Annotated in this window: 15 protein-coding genes; 5 read left to right on the forward strand and 10 right to left on the reverse strand. The window is 70.7% G+C overall.

All coding sequences use genetic code 11. The features are described 5' to 3' along the window. Positions 1–40: 40 nt before the first annotated feature. The gene (locus ACFXGN_RS25815; protein WP_384863571.1) at positions 41–1,531 is read right to left on the reverse strand and encodes a sugar transferase; all 1,491 of its coding nucleotides are present in this window, start codon (positions 1,529–1,531) and stop codon (positions 41–43) included. Positions 1,532–3,817: 2,286 nt separating this feature from the next. Here ACFXGN_RS25815 and ACFXGN_RS25820 point away from each other — a divergent pair. From ACFXGN_RS25820 to ACFXGN_RS25830, 3 genes are all read left to right on the forward strand, one after another. Next, positions 3,818–4,201 (forward strand): hypothetical protein, encoded by a 384-nt coding sequence (locus ACFXGN_RS25820; RefSeq protein ID WP_384863574.1) that lies wholly within the window; start codon positions 3,818–3,820, stop codon positions 4,199–4,201. A gap of 487 nt (positions 4,202–4,688) precedes the next feature. After that, complete coding sequence (locus ACFXGN_RS25825) at positions 4,689–5,177, forward strand: DUF4265 domain-containing protein (protein ID WP_384863577.1); 489 nt, start codon at positions 4,689–4,691, stop codon at positions 5,175–5,177. Positions 5,178–5,323: 146 nt separating this feature from the next. After that, positions 5,324–6,778, forward strand: a complete 1,455-nt coding sequence (locus ACFXGN_RS25830; RefSeq protein WP_384863580.1) for an NF041680 family putative transposase — start codon at positions 5,324–5,326, stop codon at positions 6,776–6,778. A gap of 9 nt (positions 6,779–6,787) precedes the next feature. Here the strand turns inward: ACFXGN_RS25830 and ACFXGN_RS25835 are convergent, their stop codons facing one another. Beyond that, positions 6,788–7,702, reverse strand: a complete 915-nt coding sequence (locus tag ACFXGN_RS25835; protein ID WP_384863583.1) for a phosphatidylinositol-specific phospholipase C — start codon at positions 7,700–7,702, stop codon at positions 6,788–6,790. A gap of 598 nt (positions 7,703–8,300) precedes the next feature. Beyond that, entirely contained in the window at positions 8,301–9,128 is an 828-nt protein-coding gene (locus ACFXGN_RS25840) for a DUF3626 domain-containing protein (RefSeq protein WP_384863586.1), read from the reverse strand. Positions 9,129–9,498: 370 nt separating this feature from the next. Here ACFXGN_RS25840 and ACFXGN_RS25845 point away from each other — a divergent pair, with 370 nt between their 5' ends. Further along, positions 9,499–10,023, forward strand: coding sequence for a GNAT family N-acetyltransferase (locus tag ACFXGN_RS25845; RefSeq protein WP_384863588.1), 525 nt, complete (start codon positions 9,499–9,501; stop codon positions 10,021–10,023). A 277-nt stretch (positions 10,024–10,300) separates the two neighbouring features. Beyond that, positions 10,301–10,531: a transposase family protein gene (locus ACFXGN_RS25850; RefSeq protein WP_384863591.1), complete on the forward strand. Its 231-nt coding sequence runs from the start codon at positions 10,301–10,303 to the stop codon at positions 10,529–10,531. A 1,024-nt stretch (positions 10,532–11,555) separates the two neighbouring features. Here ACFXGN_RS25850 and ACFXGN_RS25855 read toward each other — a convergent pair. From ACFXGN_RS25855 to ACFXGN_RS25885, 7 genes are all read right to left on the reverse strand, one after another. Beyond that, positions 11,556–12,230, reverse strand: coding sequence for a DUF5958 family protein (locus tag ACFXGN_RS25855; protein WP_384863594.1), 675 nt, complete (start codon positions 12,228–12,230; stop codon positions 11,556–11,558). Between the two features lie 160 nt (positions 12,231–12,390). Further along, a complete protein-coding gene (locus tag ACFXGN_RS25860) occupies positions 12,391–13,548 on the reverse strand; it encodes a S1 family peptidase (RefSeq protein ID WP_384863596.1) in 1,158 nt (385 codons plus the stop codon). Between the two features lie 412 nt (positions 13,549–13,960). Beyond that, positions 13,961–14,083, reverse strand: coding sequence for a hypothetical protein (locus ACFXGN_RS25865; protein ID WP_384863599.1), 123 nt, complete (start codon positions 14,081–14,083; stop codon positions 13,961–13,963). Between the two features lie 859 nt (positions 14,084–14,942). After that, positions 14,943–15,707: an SDR family oxidoreductase gene (locus tag ACFXGN_RS25870; RefSeq protein WP_384863602.1), complete on the reverse strand. Its 765-nt coding sequence runs from the start codon at positions 15,705–15,707 to the stop codon at positions 14,943–14,945. A 483-nt stretch (positions 15,708–16,190) separates the two neighbouring features. Further along, the gene (locus tag ACFXGN_RS25875; RefSeq protein ID WP_384863604.1) at positions 16,191–16,967 is read right to left on the reverse strand and encodes a hypothetical protein; all 777 of its coding nucleotides are present in this window, start codon (positions 16,965–16,967) and stop codon (positions 16,191–16,193) included. Positions 16,968–17,365: 398 nt separating this feature from the next. Next, positions 17,366–18,913, reverse strand: coding sequence for an FG-GAP-like repeat-containing protein (locus ACFXGN_RS25880; RefSeq protein WP_384863607.1), 1,548 nt, complete (start codon positions 18,911–18,913; stop codon positions 17,366–17,368). Between the two features lie 236 nt (positions 18,914–19,149). Next, positions 19,150–21,306: a S8 family serine peptidase gene (locus ACFXGN_RS25885; protein ID WP_384863610.1), complete on the reverse strand. Its 2,157-nt coding sequence runs from the start codon at positions 21,304–21,306 to the stop codon at positions 19,150–19,152. Positions 21,307–21,707 lie beyond the last annotated feature (401 nt).

The raw sequence follows: 21,707 nt of genomic DNA on the forward strand, positions 1-21,707 counted from the left end.
GCCCGCCGTCCGCGCACTGAACCGACGACGCCCCCGTGCGTCAATAAGCGCCCTGCCCGTAGAACACCGCCCGCAGCGTCTTCCAGAGGATCACCGCGTCCAGGGCGAGCGACCAGTCCTCCACGTACCGCAGGTCCAGCCGCACCGCCTCCTCCCACGGCAGGTCGCTGCGCCCGCTGATCTGCCACAGACCGGTGAGCCCGGGTTTCACCAGCAGCCGCCGCCGGATGTCCGGGGCGTACGCGGCGGACTCCTCCGGCAGCGGGGGCCGGGGCCCGACCAGCGACATCGACCCCGTGAGCACGTTGAACAGCTGCGGGAGTTCGTCTATCGAGTACCGGCGCAGCACCGCCCCCACCCGGGTCACCCGAGGATCCCTGCGGAGCTTGAACAGCAGGCCCGCGCCCTCGTTGCGGTCCGCCAGCGCGGCCCGCGCCCGGTCGGCCCCGGAGACCATGGTGCGGAACTTCAGGATGGTGAACTCGCGCCCGTCCTTGCCGACCCTGCGCTGGCGGTAGACCGCCCCGCCCCGGCTGTCCGCCAGGACGAGCAGCCCGACCAGCAGCATCAGCGGCGAGAACAACATCAGCAGCACCGCCGCGCCCAGCCGGTCGACGACCTCCTTGACCGCCCGGTGGCCCCCGGTGAAGGCCGGCATACTGACCCGCAGCAGCGGTATCCCGAGCACCGCGTCGACGTGCAGCCGGGGCCCGGCCACCTCCATGAGCACCGGCGCCACGACCATCTCGGCGTCGCTGCCCTCCAGGTTCCAGGCCAGCCGCTGGAGCCGGTCCGGCGACCAGTGCGGATCCGGAGTGACCGCGACGACCCGGTAGCCGTCGCGCCGGACGTGCCCCGCGACATCCCCCAGCCGGCCGACGACCGGCACCCCGTCCAGCTGATCGCCCTCGATCGAGGGGCTCCCCGCGGTGCACACCGCCTCGACCCGCCAGCCGAGGTGCGGGAACTTACGGGTCCGGGATATCAGGTCCCGCACGGTGGCCAGGCTCCCGGCCGCGAGCACCGGACGCAGGCACCTCCCCTCTTTCCGCTGTTTGTGCAGCCAGAGACGGAGGAGATACCGCTCGGTCATGGTGACGAGCGCGATCGCGGGAATCGCCACGAAGATCCACAGTTTGATATTCCGCGAGGTGAGGGCTATTCCCCCGAGCGACAGTACGACGGTCGCCGTGAACAGTGAGCGTCCGAGACGACGGAATTCCTCGGCGCCCTGGCCGAGAACGGCCGGAGCCCACGATCTCGTCACCGCGAGCGCGCCCAGCACCAGCAGTTCGGTGCCGAATGCGAGAATTCCCCACTTCTCATGCCAGTTGGCCGCGTCCCGGGCCCCGAAGAAGTTCCCTATGGCCGCCACGACGAAGGCGGTCGCCGCTGTGTCACTGAGGATCACCGCACGGCGGTACCGCTGCTCCCAGTCGCTCGCGGGCTGTCTGACCGCCCGGTTGATAGGCCCGTTCTCCAGCGGTCCGCGCGCCGATGGAAACGGGCTGACTAACTCCCCCTGCTGCACGGACCCCCCCAGGGTTCCAGTGGATTCGACGTGTTGGCTCCACACGGTTCTTCTCCCCCCACGGAGGCCCCCGCCTCCCGCACGATCCTCCCCCGGGAGGCCCCCGCCCCCCGTGCAGCGCCGTTCCTCCGTGCGGGAGGTCATCGGCCTCCGCGCATGACGTGCTGATTACTGCGGTGCTTCATGGACACCCCGGCCCGGCGGCACGCTGGTACGGCCGCCGGATAAAGGAGGTGTGCCGGATTCCGTCGAAACCCCGGGTGCTCCCCGCACCCGAGACCTCACCCGGTCTCCGGGAATTGATCGCCCCTATGTGTGACGCATGGGACGTTGCCGCTGGCATTCCGAGGCACTGGGCCTGTAGATCATCTTTTGTCGCCTCGTGTCCGATCATCTGAAGCACGGTCAATCTAGACCATCGAGGCCCGTCTGGAGGGTGGATGAGTGGAATTCGTGGTCAACCTTTGAAGGTTGATCCACCACCGTCCGACCGTCCGATGACCCCTCGACGACGGCCATATGGCCCGTGACCTGTGGTGACGACGTTCCTGCGGACCGTAGGCGGCCGTGATGGCGACGTATCGCGCCACCACAGGTTGGCCTGTGTTGAGTGGATGTGTCTGAGCCACCTGTCCGACGCGTCCACACCTATCCGGAACCGGGCACCGGTCCCGGGACGGCCCCGGTCCGGTCCCGGTGTCCCGGGGCCGGACCGCCGACAGGGGCCCGCCCCGCGCACCCGACGGCCCGGAGCCCGAGGCGCGCCCCGGCTTCGCCGGTACCGGTGGGCGACGGCCGCCCCGTGGCCGCCGCCGTCCGCGACCGTACGGCCGCCGTGCTCGGCGCCGGGCCCGTCGCCCTCCCTCGCGGCGCCGCCGCCCGCCCGCCACGACGGCGTGCCCACCGCGACGGCGTGCCCGCCACCAGCCGGAGAGCCATGGGCCTGCCGACCACGCGCTCGCCCCCCTCTTCCGCGCCCCGGCCGCCCGGGTGGGACAGCGCCGGATTGCCGCCGCGCGGTCGTCACCGAGGTCGCGCACGCCGCGCGGGAGATCATCCCGCCTGTGGTCCCTGTGGTCCCTGTGGTCCCTGCCTCCGGCGAAGGGGCGGCGGTGCGCCTCGGGTCCTCCAACCGGTCCGCGACGGACGCGGCGAGCGGCGGCGGCGACTTCCACGACGTCGTGCCCGTCCGGGACGGGGTCCGCGCGCGCATGGGCGACGTCCAGGGCAAGGGGCCGGAGACGGCCGCAGCCCGCCGCCGTGCCGCTCGCCCGCGCTCCGGGAGAGCACGACCGCCACCCAGGACCTCGACGAGGCGGGGCGGAGGCGGTCCTGCGCCCTCACGCGCCGCACCGGGGCCGCCCGGTTCGCCACCGCCGTACTCGCCCCGACGACCGGCGACGGCCGGACCACCATCCGCACCCTCGGCTACGGCCACCGGCCCGCTGATCCGCCAACTGCGGCTGCCTGGGCTTCTGTTGCTCCGAGCCGCCGCCTCCGGCACTCAGCGGGCGGAACCTTGGGGCGGGGTGCGGACGACGATTCGCCCCGCTCCTCCTCCAGCACGAGGGACGGCAGGGCGCCCCCGTACCGTCCCGCCCGCCGGGCCTCCGCACCCGGGCGATCTGGGCTGTGGAGTGCGCGGTGAGGGCCTGTCCGGTCGCCGCCGTGCTCCCGGCGGATTCCGGGGTACGGGAATGACGGCGCCTCCCGTGGACGGGGACGTGGTTCCGGCTACGGTCGGCCGTCGAGCAGGCTCAGCCTGTGGGCGTACGGCACCCGTCGACAGCGGTCCGTGCCGACGGGGTCGGCGGAGTCCCGGTTCGCGGTACGGTCTCCCGCCGACGCCGGACCGTACTCGGAGACGGGTCACCGGCGACTCGTACCGCGTTCGACGTAGAGGTCCTCGGCGCCCCGGACGGTCCTGACGGCCCGGTCGGCCGTCGCTCCACCGATGGCGCCAGAGGCCGCCGGGATCGCCCGAACCCTTCGACCGGCTTGGGGGAGTGCCGATGCTGGGCGAGCCCCTGGGCAGGAAGGTCCTGGCTCACCCCTGGCGGCCACCGGATCCGTGACCTCGCGAGGTCCGCCGTCGCGTGAGGCTCCGGGGGAGAGGCCGGGCTCCTTGAGGGAGCCCGGCCTCGTTCGCCCGGCGCGCCCGTCGGCGTCTGCGCCCTGGTCCGGGTGGTCGCATGGGGCTTGTCCCGTAAACGGTCTCCGACCGGGGTGGGCGACTACCGGATACTGCTACGGAAGGACTTCCGACGCGGGCTGAGGCTGATCATCTTGAGCGAGTACAACATCTACACGGGCTTCCGGGAGCCGCAGGCCCCCGGAGTCACCCTCGCGGAGACCCTGTGGGACGACCTGGAGGCGGCCTTCGGTATCGGGTTCTCCGGTGACACCGGTGGGCAGTCGCCTTCCTTCACCTGGGGGGACGGCGAGCGCTGGCTGAGCGTCTGGGTCGCGGTTCCGCCGGACCTGGACGAGCCGCACCGCTCCCACCCGGCCCGGGTCACTGCCAATCAGCCGGACTCGGACGCCTGGGCCCACCAGGTCTTCGACGCCCTGGAAGCGACGGGCCGGTACTCGCTCTTCACGATCGAGGACGACTGGAAGCTCGTCCGGACCAACTCGGAGGTCGCCCGCGCCCAGTGGGAAGACCGCTGATCCCCGATCCGTGCCCGAATGCTGGTGCCCCTGCGCGATGCGCATCGCGCAGGGGCTTCCTCACGGCCTGACGGTCGCCGCCCCCTGCCTCGGATGCCTCCGGAGTCGCGGAGCCGCACCTCTTCCAGAGGATCTGCGCCTGCCAAGGAAGGGACCAGCGCATCAGTACTGGCGGGAACGTGTGAGGATCCTGCCGTGACTGGTGGGGACCACGGCGTCGGAGCCGTTCTGGACAGCCCCCGTCCACCGGGCTGAGCCCTCGCCTGCCCGGCAAGCTCGTGACGTTCTGCGGCGCGAGGGTGCGGATGCGCAACCTCGCGCTCGCGGGGAGGCCAGCGGCCCCGTACGACGGCCGACCTCGCCCGGGACGGATCGAAGGTCATTTGAGGGGCGGCCCTCAGCTTGTCTTTTATCCTCCAACTGTTCGTGACGGCGGATGTCGATCTCCTGTTCAACCCCGGTTCGAGGCATCGTGGACGGTCGGCGCATGATGGCGGTCATGGAGAACGCGGTCGAGAAGGTCAAGGTGTGGTTCCGGTTCACCCCTCGTGAGGGGTGGTTCCCGCAGGACACCGAGGGCCTGTGGGCGACGAAGGTCGGCGATGACACGGCCTGTGTGCGGAACGTCGCGTTCCTTCAGGACGGTGTCGCCGAGGGTGATGTCGTGCGGTACCGGACCGATTCCGACGGGCTCCACTGGGCTGTCGGGCGGGTCAGTTCCGCCGGTAACTGCACGATCCGTGTGGTGTCCGTTCCCACCGGGCCCCTGGGGCGGAGCCCGCAGGCGGTGCATCAGCGTCTTTCGGTGTTCGGGCTCGGGGGTGAGGTCTTCAGCGACGACTTCCCCATGGTGGCCTTCAACGTCCCGGCAGGCGCGGACTTCGCCGGGATCAAGGCCCTCCTGAACCGAGGTCAGGACGAAGGCTGGTGGCACTACGAGGTCGGCTGCGGCACTGACGCATGGTGGACCGCCTGACCTCTGCCGGACGGCCATGTGGTACACCGCTTCGAATGTCGCCTCGAACTGGTTAACTCGCCTGGGTGTTCGCCGGACGCGGGGTCGGCCTTCGACTGATCATGTGCTCCGACCAAGGTGCACCGATCAAGACGAAGGCCGTGAGGGTGAGTCTGCTGCCTGACATCGGTCCTGGGGAAGTGTTCGCGAATGCGTCACGCTTCCGGGACGACCTGTTCGACTGCCTGACCGCGCGCGGGGACGAGTTGTTCGAGCTCACCGACGCGTTGCTGTGTGCCGACGGCCCGGTGAGGACGCCGGTGGACCTGACGCTGGTGGCCGAGCACCGACGCGGGCACGGCGCCCCCTACGACGCGCTGAACAACGGGAACGTGGACGTGTCCCGGCTGCGGCAGGTCCTGGCCGGCCTGCCCATGCCCCAGGCCGCCGACGGGCGCCTGGTCCTCGCGGTCGATGTCAGCCACTGGCTCCGCCCTGACGCCCCCACCAGCGCGGACCGCCTCTTCTGCCACGTCTACGGACGCAGCGGCCGCTCCTCGGACCAGCTCATACCCGGCTGGCCGTACTCCTTCGTCGCCGCCCTCGAATCCGGCCGGACGTCCTGGTGTCAACTCCTGGACGCCGTCCGCCTGGGACCTGCCGACGACGTCACCGAGGTCACCGCCGCCCAGGTCCGCCGAGTGGTCACCGACCTGATCGAGATGGGCCGCTGGCACACCGGCGACCGCGACATCCTGATCGTGTTCGACGCCGGATACGATGCGCCGCGCATGGCCCACCTCCTGCACGGTCTGCCGGTCGAGGTCCTCGGTCGCATGCGCGCGGACCGCGTCATGCGCCGCCCGGCGCCCTCCCGCGAGGACTACTACCGGGCCCACCCCCGCGGCGGCCACCCGCCCAAGCACGGCAAGGAGTTCCACTTCACCAAACCCGGGACCTGGGGCGAACCCGATGCGGCGACCGTGCAGGTCACCGACCGGTACGGCACCGCCCAGGCATCTGCCTGGGACCGCATCCACCCGAGGCTGACCACGCGCTCCGCGTGGATCGACCACACCGGCCCCCTGCCGGTCATCAAGGGCACCCTCATCCGCCTCCAGGTCGACCGCCTCCCCGGCGGCGGAGACCCGCTGCCCCTCTGGCTGTGGTCGTCCGCCACCGGCCTGACCGGCGAGGGCGTCGATGTCCGATGGCAGGCGTTCCTGAGGCGCTTCGACCTGGAACACACCTTCCGCCTCATGAAACAGACCCTGGGCTGGACTCGGCCGAAGCTCCGCACCCCCGAGGCCGGCGACCGCTGGACGTGGATCGTCATCGCCGCCCACACCCAGCTCCGCCTCCTCCGTCAGGCAGCCATCGACCTCCGCCATCCCTGGGAGAAGCCCGCCGAACCCGGCCGACTCACCCCGGCTCGCGTCCGCCGGGGGTTCAGGAACCTCCGCCCGAACCTCGCCTGTCCCGCCCGTGCGCCGAAGCCCTCACGACCAGGCCCCGGACGACCACTCGGCTCGAAGAACAGACAGCCCGCCACCCGCTACAACGTGGGTAAAATCGCGAAACGACCAGAAAGCACCACCGAACGAAACCGCCCCGGACCATAAAAGACAAGCTCAGATGAAGTTCTTGTTGATCAGGAGGTCCAGGATGTCGGTGCGGTAGTTGGGGAAGTCCATCGGCACGATGCCGAAGCGGGCTCGCTGATTCCTCCTGGGGTCCAGGTACGCGTAGACGCTCGGGAAGATCTTCTTGGCTCCGATCGAGGGATCGGGGATGGGGCCCTTGGCGGTGCTGGTGAAGTTGATGAACATCTTGGACGTGGTCTGGTCGTAGAAGGCCGCGTCGAACTGCGCGACGATCGCCTTCTTCTTCGAGTCGTCGGGGACGTTGTACTGGTCCTGGATGTTGCAGTGGTCGCCCCACCGGAGGGTGTCCCAGTCATGGGTGAAGTCGGTGAGGAGCACGACCTTCCCGCGGGCCTCTCCCAGGGTGGGCCACGACGAGTTGGTCCGGAAGAGCGGACGGAAGCCCATGGACGGATCGTCCAAGTACCAGTTGAAGCGGCGCTTGAATTCCTCCGAGTCGAGTTTGTTGCCGCCCGCGTACTCGTTCTTGATCCGCATGACGATCACTTCGCCCGGATTGCTGCGGAGGAAGTAGTCGCAGTCGTTGAGAACGTCCTGGTAGCGCTTCTTCATGTAGATGTCGCTGTGGTAGAGACCCATCTCGTTCCTGGTCCCCGCCAGGCCGTTCAGACGGATGTCGAGGAATCGGATGCCGTTGCCGAGCTGTGTGAGCAGGTCCCAGTCCTGACACTTGGCGGCGGGTATCCCACTGGTGGAACAGGTGTTGTGGGTACCGGGAATCGTCAGACCGGCGAGGGACAGGCTGCCGGGGAGCGAGCCCATCCAGGACCGGTAGGCCCAGCTCGCGGCAGTGGCCGTACTGGGGATGCCGAGCACCGCGGCGGTGGCGAGGCCGCCGGCACCGGCTCCCCACTTTAGAACGTCACGACGGGTAGGGCGCATCTGCACACTCCAGTTCGCAGGAGAATTACCGCGTTCGCTGGGAGCGTACGGTCATTACCGAGGAGCCGTATCCTGATCTGGAGATTGTGTCGATTTGATGCCAGGTCGGGCATGGCTCCACATTCTTTCCAGTTGACCCCTGTCCCTGGCGATTCAGAACCGGATCTCCTCGGTTCCGAAATTCCAGGACCGAGGATGCTGCGATATTCCGGGCAAATGGGGGTGCCGGGCTCCTGCGTGCCGAGCTGGTCGAACCGCACACCACCGGCGATCGTTTCAGCGCCCCCGCTCCTCCTGCGGTCACCGGCTCCGCTCGACCCCGACTTCTCCTTCACCAGCTCCCGACGCCCCGGCAACACCGCCTTCGACGGCGGCAACCGCGCCGCCCTCTCCGCACACGGAACCACCCACCTCTCCATCAACTCCGGCTCGCTGCCGCTTCGGACGCCTGCTCCCTCCCACGGACCCCCACCACGCCGCAGGGAGGCAGGCGTCGACGGGGCGACGATCTCGCGGTGCTCATCGCGACCATCTCTGCCACCCCGTCAGGGTGCTCACGGCCCGGAACATGCCCCGCAGTCCCTCCACCACCAGCCCCTCAACGAGGGTCACTGGGTACGGCCCCCTTCATCGGTGTCGGAGTCACTGATCTGTCAGTGGCCTTTCCAAGGGCCCCGAATCGCGCCAGGTAGTGCCACACCTTCTTGATCGCCTGGGGGTCATGGAGGTCGGTGCGTGCGGCGTCTCCGACGATCCGAGGATCAAGAATGCCGTCGACCGCGATCCGCGTGCCCAGATCGACGTACTCCTGGCCGCGGTAGCTGGGATGACCTCGGAGTTCTTCAACCCCGAGTCGGAAGCCGGGGTGCCACTCCACTGGGCAGCCGAGGACCAGAGCCGCGACCTCGACCGCCGTACCTCGGTAGCAAGGGTCCAGCACCAGCGCCTCGACATGGCATCGCAGCTGAACCGGCCCGTGCACTTGCGCCTCGATGTAGTCGTCGAGTTCGTCCTGACTGTCGGCGAGGGCAAGCTCGATGAGCCCCATGCGGGCTGCGACACCGAAATCCGAGGGTTCGAAGAAACTGTCCGGGTAGCAGAACGTGGTTCGCGTCAGTGACTGGGCCGTCAGCCGGAAGTGGGCAGAGCCGAACCGAGGTGCACCGCCGACTGGCTTGCGGCGAAAGTTCAACGCCCCGTAAACGGGACGCTCATGAGTGGCGGCTTCGTCGTACGCCCCGTCGAAGATCCGGCTCTCCCAGCGCCACCGGTCGCCACCGGGGTGCGCGGTCAAGCCGCCATTGCTGGTCCCAGTGACGAACTGTGAGGAGTAGACACCTCCCTCGGCCATGGCATCCAGGATCGGCCTGCCGTGCAGCAGACGGTCCGGGTGAAAGTTGAGGGTCACCCGCAATGTGGGGTCCATCGGGGGACCGGATGCCAGTTCCGCAGCATGTCGAAGGGCTCGTTCCTGCGCTGGTTGGAAGGCCGCGGAGCTCATTGGCGCAGTGTTCCCCACCCTGCTCAACCGGTGCACGTGGTTTGTCCACCGGAAGTCTGTCCCGGTTTTAACGGAGCGCTGCTCGATCACCCATCGAGGCAATCCCTTGGTTCAGGGAAGACCGCGAGCATCGCGCCAGGCGGCGCGACGGCCCGGTGCGAGGTGCTCGGTGGCGTAGGCGGTGCCCCCCAGGGCTGACGAGATGGTGCGCGATCGAGGTTGCGGCGGGCTCGGGCAGTTCAGATCGAGATACCCATGTGCCTGCTCGGAGCAGGCGGACTGAGATACTCCGGCCATGGATGCTGGGGCGATGGAGAGTGGTGCGCGATCGGACGTGGCTGTGCCTGCGCGGGCCGCGTCGACGTACGCCTCCGGCTGGACGCTGCGTTCTGCGGCGGCAACGGACATCGAGATGATCGCGGAGCTGCGGGCCACGGTCATGCGTGCGGATTTGGAACGCCTTGGACGCTACGACGAGCACCGGGTGCGGCAGCGGCTGCGGGATTCCTTCTCCACGCGGCACACGTCGATCATCATGATCGACCGCGAACTCGTGGGATGCGTCACGGTCCGGCCCGCCGAAGGCAGGCAGTGGCTGGAACACTTCTATCTTGCTCCGCATCGACAAGGCGGAGGCCTCGGATCTGCTGTCTTGCGCACGGTGCTGGAGAAGTCGGACGCGCAAGGCGCGACCGTGGGTTTGAACGTCTTGCAGGGCAGTGCCGCCCGTCGGCTCTACGAGCGCCACGGGTTTGTCGTGGAACATCAGGACTCGATAGACGTCTTCATGGTGCGTCCGCCGGGACGGGTACCGCTGTGAAGTCCTGACCTGTGACAGGCACGACGGCCTGAACTCGGTCCGCGAGGCCCCTTCTACGGCCGTGCCGTGACAGCGGCCACACGAGTTCTTCGAGTGTGACCGAGAGTGGGCCCCTGCGGCCTTGACCCATCCCGCCTTCTGCGGGGTCTCGCGTACACATCTCTGCGGTTTGATCGAAGAGCTGGCAGAACCTTGGCTGGCCCGGTGCGAGTCCGCGCTGTATGAGCGCCGTGGCGCCGGTCGGCAGCGGTAGACCGGTGCCGGGCCGAAGTGCGACTTGGTCTTCACCGACCGGGTGCTGGTCACCTTGGTGCGTCTGCGCACCGGCCTCCCGCACGCCGCACCGGCCGAGCCGTACGGGGCGGCCCGTTCCACCGTCTCCCGGGCCATCGGCGAGATCCGCCCGCTGCTGGCGGTGCGTAATTTCGCCGTCGCCGACCACCCCGGCGTACGGCTGCGGACCCTGGCCGACGTGCTCGCTGCGCGGAGGCGGAAGGCATCACGCTGAGGATCGACGGAGCCGAGACCCAGGTTCGCCGCCCCGCAGCCCATCGGCCCGGACGGCGAGCCTTCGTCTCCGGCAAGAAGCAGAACACCATCAAGACCACCACCCTCAGCGACGGGCAGGGTCGTCTGCTGTGGTCGGGCGCGGACCGGCCCGGCTGCTCTCGCCGCACGAACCTCCTGACGGGCCGTGCGTGAAGGTTTCTGAACCTGGGCTCCGGGCACGGCGGGGTCGAGGCCGTCGCTGTTCAGGCCGCCGTGCCGAGGGGCCGTCGGTGACGCGGCCTTCGATTCGCGCAGCGCGGCGGATGGCAACCACGGCGGTCGGACCCGGCCGCCGGGACGGCGACATGCTCGCCCTCGCCCGTCGTGACACGTGGGAGTCCGTCATCGCCACGCATCTGGGCGTCGGCCGTTCCATCTCGTACCGGACGCTGTCCGCGTACGACGAGACCATCGCCACCGGCCGCGTACTCGGCACGACAAGTCCCCACCAGGGTGCGGTAGTTCACCATGGGCAGCGGCATCGTCGGGGCGCGGGGCGCAGGCCTGGAGACGGTGTCGGACCCGGCCCGTACCCTCTGGCCGTGACGGGCATCGAGACCTCTCGGCCGTCACTCCCTCGCGGGCGCAAGACCATGCGAGGCATTCCGTTCCAGGAGCCTTCCTGGCCCCGCCCTGTGAACGCCGATGCGGTCCAACAGGCTGTTTGACGCCCACGATCAGCAGCGTACGGCCGACAAAGAGTCGGGCCCGAACCGGCGGTGGCTGTGAGCCGCGCCGGAGTTCCGCACGGGCCCGGACCGGACGATTTCCACGGATCACACGGTCTGCCCGCCATCGGATAGGAGGCTGTGCAACGCCCGTCACCAGCGGGACGGCCGGGGTGGCGAGTCGATGGCACGAGCTTCTCGGCGGCAGCGTCACCATCGTGGCGGTGCTCGGAGACCGCCTCCGGCGTCACGAGCACCGCCGTGGGGAACTCCTCCGCCGGAGGAACAGCCCGATGCCGCATCTCGGCGCTGCCGCTACGGCTGGTCGGCTGCCGTCGACAGGTGGTGCCACGAGCGCCCGCAGGTGCCCTTGCAGTACGTCTCCCTGCGTCGGGTGTCGGCGACGGCGAACACGGCGACGAGTACACGGAACGCCTTCACGTGCTCGTCGGCGGGGAGACCGGCGAACCCGGTGCGGGGCGGGTCCATGCAGATCATCACCGAGGGATTGGCCGTGGGCTTCACCCCGGAGCGTGCCACGCCGGCGCGGCCGTCCGCGACCGTGATGTGCGTCTGCATCGCGTAGCGGCCGACCTCCCGCAGCACCTCCTGCCTATCCGCCAGAGGGAGGCCGGAGAACCAGGTCGTCCCCTCGTCCAGCGTGCGGAGCCCTTGGGCTGTCTCGTTGACGACCTGTTCGGTCTCCTGCCGGAGGGCCCGGTCGTCCTCGCTACCCGTTTCGGTCGTCTCCTGATCGTTCCACGCTGCCAGTGGCGGATGACCGTCATGGCCGGTGGCGAGATACCGGAAAGCGGCGGCGAGGTCGGCGATCGTCGGAGGGGCCGGATCTCCGACGACGCTGCCTCCGGCAGCCGGGGTGACCGGGCCGCGCTCGGTCAGCGTCATGCCGATCACCCGGCCCGGGTCCCGGGCCGGGCGGCCGTCGCGGGCAAGGGGCGTGGTCTCCGCTTCGGCCGCTGCCCCGTCCACGGGCGACCGTGTTCTTGCCGGGGTCCGGGTACGGCGGTCCTCGCCGCCGTACGACGGTTCGGGAACGGCCGCAGGTCACAGGTTCACGGGCGACGCCCGGCACCGCCGCGCGGGAGCGCCGGTGCGAGGCCGCCGGGAACGGCCGCGCACCGGCTCTCGATCAGGCGGTGTGCAGCGTGAGGCCGTAGCGGCCGAGGATCTCGTTCACGGGCTGGAACCAGGTCTCGCCGCCGGAGGAGCAGTTGCCCCAGCCGCCGGAGGTGACGCCCTGGGCCTGGTCGCCGCTGATGAACGCGCCGCCGGAGTCCCCGCCCTCCGCGCAGACGCTGGTCTTCGTCATCTGGTGTACGGCGCCCTGGCTGTAGTTGACCGTCTCGTTCTTGGCGAGGACGGTGCCGCAGTGCCACTTCGTGGTGGAGCCCGAGCGGCAGATCGACGTGCCCACGGGCGCCTCGGCGGAGCCGCGCACCAGCCGGTCGGGGATGGCGCCCCAGCCGAGGACGACGGGCACGGTCCACCAGCCGCTGTGGACGCTCACGTACGCGTAGTCGTCGCCGGGGAACGAGGAGCCCTGGAAGGTGCCCATGGCGGAGCCGTCCCAGCCGCGCACCGACGCCCCGGCCTGGCCGCAGTGACCGGCCGTCACGAACCCGCCGTGCACGGAGAAGCCGATCGAACAGCGCACGTTGCCGGTGTAGTACGGGTCGCCGCCGACGGTCCCCGCCGCGTAGGTACGGGGCGCGGTGGCCGCCTCGGCGACGGTGACGGGCCCGTTCGCCCGCGCCTTGTCGACGAAGGCGCGCACGGCGGGGGCGTCCCGCTCGGCCCGTACGACCGTGACGACGACGCTGTTCGCCTTCGGGTCGACGTGCCAGCCGGCCACGCCCTTCGGCGCGGAGAACCCGTCGAGGCGGGCCTTGGCCCGGTCGAGGGCGGCGGCGCTGTGGCGGACCATCCGGGTGTCGGCCCCGAGCGCCCGCACCTCGGCCTCCTCGGCGCGGTCGGTGAGGGCGACGACGAGCCGTCCCGAGGAGGAGTCGAACCACGAGCCTCCGTACGCACCGCCCGCCGCCTGCCGGGCGGTCTTCTCCAGGCCCGTCGCGGTCTTCTCGGCGCGCAGCCGCTCCTCGGCCTGAGCCGAGGTCAGGCCGAGGTCCTGCCGGAGGGCGTCGAGCAGCCCGGCCGAGGCCGCCGGGGCGGAGGACGAGGGCGGCTCGGGGAGCGGGGCGGCGTTCGCGGCCCCGACGTGGGCGGCGCCGAGACCGAGGGTCAGCAACAGGGCCGCGACGGCGGAGCCCAGGGGAGTGGTGCGTTTCACGAAGCCTCCTGGTGTGGGGGAGTCGAATGTCTGAGAGCGCTCTCAGACACGCATGAGCCGTTACGCTAACGGCATCGACTTGGCAGGTCCATACCAAAATGCGACAGTGCTCGTCGGCCTCGCGGCTCGGACGCCGCCCACCCCAGGACGGCCCGGCAGGTCGCCGATCGCCCGGTGGTCCGTTCCCTCGGCGCCGTACGTCCGGCGGTCCGGTGCGCCGAGTGCCGGTCGAATCGTGCGTCGGCACGCGTGGGGCGTGTGGTCAGCCGCAGCAGGGAAGACACTTCGTCGCATGGCCCCGGTCGGCCGACCGGGGGCGACCGAGGTCGATCAGGGGGTGCGCGAGGTGGGGCGGGCGAGGGCAGCCGGGTCGGTCGTCCATCTTGTTTCCCCCGCCGTCGGCCGGTCGGAGTCAAGCCTCAAGGGAGGTCTCCTTGAGGTCGGGGACGACGGCTTGCGGGATCTCGCGCCGTCCCGTCACGATGTCGTCCACGGTCGGGCCGATCCAGGGGCGATCGTGGTGGAGCGGGCTCACCGTCGCACACCGCCCGCCGTGGCCTGTGGTCCCCAGGTGCAGCGGAGACGTACGCCGTGGTCCTGGCCGGTGTCTCCCCACGGTCCTCTTCGTGGCGGGCGACTCGTGCGAGGCCGCCCCCGCTCTCGGCCCGGCGCTCGCGGGCGTCGGGCGGCGACTTCTCCGGCGCGACCATCACGTCGGCGGCATCCGGCGGCATTCGGCGCAGGACCGCCAGGTGGGCCGGGTAAGCCGGGTGAGTCGTAGTCGCTGAGTGGGGCCCGCCCCGTTCCTCGGCGCGCAGCCACAGGCAGAAGTCCTCGGTCGCAGGCGCGTCGTGAGTCTCCGACTCCGCCCGGAGGAGCCGGACGGTGGCGGCGCCTGAGTCATACGGCCCCCTCGGAAGGTGCCGGGCGCACCCCACCGTGGTCCTCTCGCCCTCCTCGGCCCGCCAGGAGGGCCACGGGACGGTGCGGATGACCGTACGAATCTCGGTACGCGGACGCACGACCGGTCATCGGGCGCGTCGGCGCGATGTGCCCGGCGGGTGTATGGCCACGCTTCTTGAGCGTGCACGCCCATGCCCACGCCCACGCCCACCGTCAGTGGAACGCTGACGCGCCCCTCGGCGTGGTGTTCGCGGAAGTCCTGCCCGGCTCGACGGGTCGACGGCCGTCCGCCGGTGACGGCCAGGAGTACGACGGCGCCGCACCGGCAGGACGCGTCGCGGGAGCCGTCCCGTCATCGGTCCGGGCGTGGAAACCAACCTCAAGACGGTGCGGGCCACCCGAGCCGAACGATGCTGTCACGACCAGTGGTCACTGCCCGGACCTGACTCCGGGGTCACCTCGCTCGAAGGCCCGCCTTCCCAGGGGGCGGCTCAGAGGGAGGTTCCTCCCGTGGCGTCCACGTACTGGCCGGTGATCCAGCGGGCGTCGTCGGAGACGAGGAAGCCGACCACGTCCGCGATGTCGGCCGGAGTGCCGATCCGGTTGAAGACCGAGAGTGCCGCGAGGGCGGCGCACGCCTCCGGGGTCGCCCTGCGCCGGGCGTTCATGTCCGTCGCGACGTAGCCGGGGGCCACGGCGTTGACCGTGATCCCTCGCGGTCCCAGTTCCTTGGCCAGGGCGAGGGTCATCGTGTCGATGGCCCCCTTGGTCATGGCGTAGGTGAGGGAGTCGGGGAAGGCGTGCTTCGTCGCCGCCGAGGAGATGTTGACGATCCGGCCGCCGTCACGCATCCGGCCCAGACTGCCCTGGACGAGGAAGAGCGGCGCCTTCACGTTGACCGCGACGAGCCGGTCGAACACCTCGGAGGTGAGCTGGTGCAGTCGGCCGGAGCCGCTCGTCGCGGCGTTGTTGACGAGGATGTCGAACTCGGGTCCCTGCCCCAGCTCCGCGAGGCCCGCGTCCAGGGCGGCGTAGAACGTGTCGACGGCGTCGGGCTCTTCGAGGTCCGCGCGGAACGCGAAGGCACGGCCGCCCCGTTCCCTGATGATCTCCAGAGTCTCCAGCGCGGCCTTCTCGTTGCTGCCGTAGTGGACGGCGACCAGGGCCCCGTCCCGGGCCAGCCGCTCGGCTATGCCTCTTCCGATGCCGCGGCTCGCCCCTGTGACGATCGCGGTCCTGCCGGCCAGTGGGGACATGTCGGTGGTGCCTGCCTTCTGCTCTGTAGGTGCTGCTGAACGCCTGGGCGAGCGGAACCGGCCGATGGCGCCGACCTCTCGTTGCCCGCCGATGCATTATGTCCACGCGCGAGCCAGGGCCCATGCCCCAGGGGCCGGGTGGGCGAGAGGCGCGCCGGACCGGGGCCCCGACGCGGGCTCGCACCCGGGCCCGCGAGGCCTGGACGGCCCGCCGCGCCACCATGCGAAATGCGGGCACAACGGTGCACGACCCGCGGTCGGGGCAGGGAGCCGATGGAGTCGACCGGGCCCACGGCCGGTGGCGCGACCGGACCGACGGGCACGTGCAGCGCTGGCGGGGGACCTGCCGGACCTCGCCCCCGTCGTCGAAGGGGGCCATCACCCGGACGAGGAAGCTCTCCGTCCCTCCGCGCCGGGTCGGGCCCTGGAGAAGTGCGGTCTGGTCCGGCTGGTGGGGACGTCGCCGGGTTCGGCATGTCCGTTCTACTCATCCGTGTGCTCGGCGCAGAGCGACCGGATCTCCTCCAGCAGCCGCGGGTAGTGCTCTCCGTAGGTGTGCAGCGCGTGCCACACCGCGTCCAGCGCTGCCTTGAGCGGATCGGGATCGGCGGCGGCGAGCACGGCGGGCAGGGCGAAGTACGGCTGGACGATCGGTTCGGGAGTGCGCGGAGCGACAGGCACCCGGGACACCAGCACGGGATACGTATAGGGGGCTGATGCCGCCTCCTCGTCACCGGACGGTTCGAGTACGAACACGTCCGAGAGCGCGAACTCGCTCATCCTCGGGTCCGGGGTGTAGTCCTTCAGCTCCGAGGCCCGTCTCCATTTCCGCTCGGGCGGTGCCGGAGCCGTCGGCGGAACGAACAGCGGGCGCTCGGGGGGAATCGCGCAGAGCACCCGTGGGCCCGGCGCGGGAAGGCCGGAGCGCAGGGTCTGCCACATCAGGTCCAGGTCGTCGAACGGCGACGGAAGAGGGCGTCCCTCCGTCAACGCGGCGAGTGCCGGTACGACCCAGGGCATGTCGCTCAGACCGGCCACCTCGCAGGCCCGGCGCGTGGCCAGCAGCGCCACCGCCCGCTGGACTTCGGCGCTCGCCGCGTCGAGGGTGTGCACGAGATCGGTGTCGAATTCGATGAGGCCCAGGACGTTGCTCCCGCGCACACCCCGCAGGCGCTCGCTGGGCAGCCGTCCGCCCCACTGCCACCTCTCGTGGGACAGCCGCGCGGTCTCGAAGAACGTCGGACGTCTCGGATCGTGCATGAAGCACCCCCTTCAGGACGGCCACGGAATGCCCTGGTGGTGGGGGGCCGTCGTACGAATCGCATGATGCCCCATGCCACTGACAGCAGGACTTGTCGTCGGCGCGTCGGCCAGCACCCTGCGGCCAAGCCGCAGAGCCCGGGGGATCGTACGACCGGGACGATCGCCCATCGGCCGGACAGCGCCCGGACAGCGGCGCCCGGACAGCGCCCGGCCCGCGTACCGGCCCGGGACCGGAGTCCGGGCTGACGGTGGCGAGGCCCCCTCGGGCGGTGTGCCCGTGTCATGTCGAGGGGAGCTTCGGCCGCGGTTCCGAGGTTCTGTCCGGGCGTTGCTGTCCGGGCGCTGTCCGGCCGTCAAGCCGGTGTCGGGGACATCCTGGATGCCGTTCGGGTGGGTCAGCCGCCCTCGATGACGGTGCCGATGTGGTTCCAGCCGCCGGGTCCGGTGGAGTCGCCGCCGTTGAAGAGGTAGGCGCTGAAGCCGCCGCCGGTCGTGCCGAGGAGGTAGTCGGCGTGGCTGTCGGCGTTGAAGTCGGCGAGGTGGACGCGGTTCTGGTCGGAGGTCACGCCGGTGGCGGTCTGTCCCAGGTGCTTCCAGCCGCCGTGGCCGTCACCGCCGCGATTGAGGTAGGTGGTGAGGCCTCCGCCAGGGTTGACGCCCCAGTAGTCGGCGCGACCGTCGCCGTCGAAGTCCGCCAGGCGTACGCGGGTGCGGTCGGTGGTGGTGCCGTGGGCGACTTTGCCGAGGGCTTTCCAGGGGGCGGCCTGGTCGCCGCCTCGGTTGAGGTGGGCGTGGACGGCACCGTCGTCGGCGACGGTGAGGTAGTCGGCGCGGCCGTCGCCGTCGAAGTCGGCGAGGCGTACGCGGGTGCGGTCGGTGGTGGTGCCGTGGGCGACTTTGCCGAGGGCTTTCCAGCCGCCGCCGGAGTCGCCGCCCCGGTTGAGGTGGACGTCGAGGCTTCCGTCGGGGTTGATGACCCAGTAGTCGGCGCGTGCGTCGCCGTCGAAGTCCGCCAGGCGTACGCGGGTGCGGTCGGTGGTGGTGCCGTGGGCGACCCGGCCGAGTGCTTGCCAGCCGCCTCCCGGCTTCCCTCCCCGGTTCAGGTACGCCGTCACTTCGCCGTTGTCGGCGATGGTCAGGTGGTCGGTGCGGCCGTCGCCGTCGAAGTCGGCCCACCGTACGGCACCGGTGCCGCCCGCCTCTGACCCGGCCCGGGGCGCCCGCTGCCGCACGGCCCAGCCGTCGTCGAACGCCCGCTCCAGACCGCTGTGATAGGTCCGGGCCATCTTGAGGTAGCCCGCGTCGTTGGGGTGGAGCCGGTCGGGCAGTTCCGCCGCGACGTCGAGACGGGGCGGTTCCACGTACCGGAACCGTTCGCCTCGGCCGTGCCGGGCGGCCTCCTGCACACGGATGACGGCGTTGAAGTCCTTGGTCCGCTGTTCGAGTCCGGGGGTGTCGGTGAGCAGGCCCTGGACGATGACGGTCACACCGGGGCGGTTCGCCTGGACGCGGTCGATGAGCGCGGACAGCCTGCCCGCCGCCTCGACCGGGTCGGCGTTGTGCCACTTCAGGTCGTTGATGCCCAGGTGCAGCAGGACGACATCGGGGTCCGCCGCGGTCTGCCAGCGATCGATCTCGGACCGGATCCCGTCGATGGTCCAGCCGCCGTGGCCTTCGCTGTCGGGGTCCTGGACCGTACCCGAGGACCCGGAGCCGACGAAGTCGGGTGTGTAGCGGGACTGCCCGGCCATGAGGTCCCAGAGCGGAGCGCGGTATCCCGCGCCGTGGGAGCTGCCTTCTCCGGCGGTGATCGAGTCTCCGAGCGGCATGATCCTGATGAGCGGCGGGGGCGGCTGAGGGGCGGCCGAGGCCGTGGTGGTGCCGAGGCCGAGGGCCCCGATGGAGGTCAGCAGGGTGAGACCGAGGGAGGTGGTGCGTTTCATCGCGTGTCCGAAACCTTTGCGCGGTGGGCCGGCCGCCTGTGGCAGGGCCGGTGTGGGTGGAGCGGTTCGAGGCCGTGGAGGGGGAGCGGGGCAGGCCAGAGGGAGGAAGCGGGGGCTCTGCTGTGCCACCTGCGGTCCGTCCCGTGTGGCCCGCCCCGTTTCCAGGGCCGTCCGAGGAACGGGCCCGCCGCCCCCGTCGCGGTGAGCGGCGGGGGACGGCGGGCCGGGTGAGGTGGCTAGACGCCGCCGGAGGCGACCTTGCCGAGGTGGGTCCAGCCGTTCGTGCCCGCCGGGTCGCCGCCGTTCCAGGCGAAGACGGTGGCGCTGCCGTCGGTGCCCGCGAGCACGTAGTCGGCGTGGGTGTCGGCGGTGAAGTCGACGAACTGGACCTTGGTGTGGTCGGTGGTGACACCGGTGGCGATCTGGCCCACGGACTGCCAGCCGCCGCCCGGGACGACGTCGCCTCCCCGGTTGAGGTACAGGTCGACCTTGCCGCTCGGGTGGAGGAGGTGGTAGTCGGCCTTGCCGTCACCGTCGTTGTCGGCGAACCGTACGCGGGTGCGGTCGTTGGTGGCGCCGGTGGTCACACGGCCGACGGACTGCCAGGGGGCGACCTGGTCGCCGCCCCGGTTCAGGTGGACATCGACGGCTCCGCTGTCGGTGAAGACGAGGTAGTCGGTCTTTCCGTCGCCGTCCCAGTCCGCGAACCGGACCTTGCTGGCGTCGGTGGTGGTGCCGTGGGCGACCTTGCCGATGCCCTGCCACGGTGCGACCTGGTCGCCGCCCCTGTTGAGCCAGGCGTTGACCGAGCCGTCGGCGTTGATGACGAGGTAGTCGAACCGGCCGTCGCCGTCGAAGTCGGCGAGGCGTGCCCGGTTGCGGTCGGTGGTGGTGCCGGTGGCGACCTGGCCGAGCGGGTGCCAGCCGTTGGGGCCGGTCGGGTTGCCACCTCGGTTCAGCCATACGGAGACGGCGCCGTTGTCGGCGACGGTGATGTAGTCCGGCTTGCCGTCGCCGTCGAAGTCGGCCCAGCGGACCCGCCCGTTGCCGCCTGCCTCGTTCACCGCCGCGGAGCGCTGGGAGCGCAGCTGGAGCCGAGGTGTGCTGCCGCTCTCGTGGGCGATGGGTGTTCCGTCGGCCTTGAGGACGGCTTCGAGCTGGGCGAGGGACTTGTCGGGGTGGGTCTGGCGCAGGACCGCGAGCGCCCCGGCGACGTGGGGGGTCGCCATCGAGGTGCCGCTCTTCGAGGCGTAGCCGCCGCCGGGGACCGAGGAGACGATGGCGGTGCCCGGTGCGAACAGGTCCAGGAGCGGACTCCGGTTGGTGAACGTGGAGAGCTGGTCGTCGTCGGTGGTGGAGCCCACCGTGATCGCGGACGGTATGCACCCCGGGGCGCCGACAGCGTTGGCAGAGCCGTTGTTGCCGGACGCGACGACCGTGGCGACGCCTTCGGCGTAGAGGCTGTCGATGACCGGTTTACGGGGGTCGTCGAGGCAGGCCTCGGTACGGCGTTCGCCGCCGAGTGACATGTTGGCGGCGATGACGTCGGTTCCGGCCCTCTTCAGGGCCCTGACCTTCTCCAGACCCTTGATCTGAGAGCTCGTGTAGGACAGGACGCACGGGCTGCGGCCGGGCCCGCAGACGGCGTCGTTGTCGAATCTGGAGAACACCTGGATGGCGATGATGCCCGCGCCGGGTGCGACACCGCGCGCCGGGGCTCCGGTGAGGCCGGTTCCGTCGCCCGCGGCGATACCGGTGACGTGGGTTCCGTGCGAGCAGGCGGTGCCCAGGGTGGCGCACGGGCCGGTCTCGGCGTCGGCGCTGCCGGGGCCTTCCTGTTCGGTGGCGCCGCCGGGGCACAGGCTCGTGGCCCCGGCGAACGCGTCACTGGCGGAGAAACAGGCCTCGGCCCTGATACGGCCCGCCAGGAACGGATGCCTGGTCGCGACGCCGGTGTCGAGGACCGCGACAGCGGTTCCGGCACCGGTCTTCCCACGGACGGCTGTCCTGTCGCTGCCGATCCTGGCGGTGGACTCGTTCAGCGCGGGAGGGACCGGGATGTCCTCCGTGACGCTGATGACACCCGGCTCGGCGCTCAGAGCCTGGAGGCCCGCGCTGTTCACGCGCAGTGTCACCAGCGGCAGCGTGTCGTAGGAGACGAGGGTGTCACCCGCCTGGGCAGCGGAGGGGAGATCCGCCCGCCGGTCCGTCAGGACGTTGACACGGACGGTACCTCCGCCCTGGATCTTGTCGAACAGCGGTGGGTCGACCGACCCGCCCGGCGCGGCGGAAGCCGGGGCGGTGCCCAGCAGGGAATCGGTGCTCACCGGTATCGCGGTGAGCACCAGGGCCGCCGTCGAGGCGGCGAGCATGACCCTCAGGGGTCTTTTCACGTGGAACTCCATCGGAGAATCAGAAAAAGGTGCGGGGTGAGTGACGCGTGGGTGCGTATGAGGTGTGGCGTGGGGCGGGGGACGCGAGGCACCGTGGCGTTCGCGGTGGCCGTGCTCGACCGCTGACAGCCGTGCGCCGGAGGCGCGTCCAGGTCTCGGGACCCCGAGGGGCGTCGACCGGTGAGGACGCGGGCGGTGGCTGATCGCTTCGTGGGAACGGAGTGGGCCGTCCGCACATGCTCCGCTCAGGGAGGGGCAGTCGGGCGGGTCCAGCCCGGGGTGCGTTCACTGCCCGGCCGTAGCCGTGTCTTGTCGGCAGGTACGGCTGGAGCGTGAGTCAGCCCACCGGTGGTGCGGGTGTTCAGGAAGCCCTGCGGAGCTTGGCCGCCTCGTCACCGGCC

It is taken from the genome of Streptomyces sp. NPDC059247 (assembly GCF_042754005.1).
Taxonomy (GTDB): Bacteria; Actinomycetota; Actinomycetes; order Streptomycetales; family Streptomycetaceae; genus Streptomyces.

Coding starts and splice junctions, on each gene's coding strand:
- ACFXGN_RS25845 (WP_384863588.1), top strand. CDS start 9,499: ATGGATGCTGGGGCGATGGAGAGTGGTGCGCGATCGGACGTGGCTGTG.
- ACFXGN_RS25880 (WP_384863607.1), bottom strand. CDS start 18,913: ATGAAACGCACCACCTCCCTCGGTCTCACCCTGCTGACCTCCATCGGG.
- ACFXGN_RS25840 (WP_384863586.1), bottom strand. CDS start 9,128: ATGGACCCCACATTGCGGGTGACCCTCAACTTTCACCCGGACCGTCTG.
- ACFXGN_RS25825 (WP_384863577.1), top strand. CDS start 4,689: ATGATGGCGGTCATGGAGAACGCGGTCGAGAAGGTCAAGGTGTGGTTC.
- ACFXGN_RS25870 (WP_384863602.1), bottom strand. CDS start 15,707: ATGTCCCCACTGGCCGGCAGGACCGCGATCGTCACAGGGGCGAGCCGC.
- ACFXGN_RS25835 (WP_384863583.1), bottom strand. CDS start 7,702: ATGCGCCCTACCCGTCGTGACGTTCTAAAGTGGGGAGCCGGTGCCGGC.
- ACFXGN_RS25875 (WP_384863604.1), bottom strand. CDS start 16,967: ATGCACGATCCGAGACGTCCGACGTTCTTCGAGACCGCGCGGCTGTCC.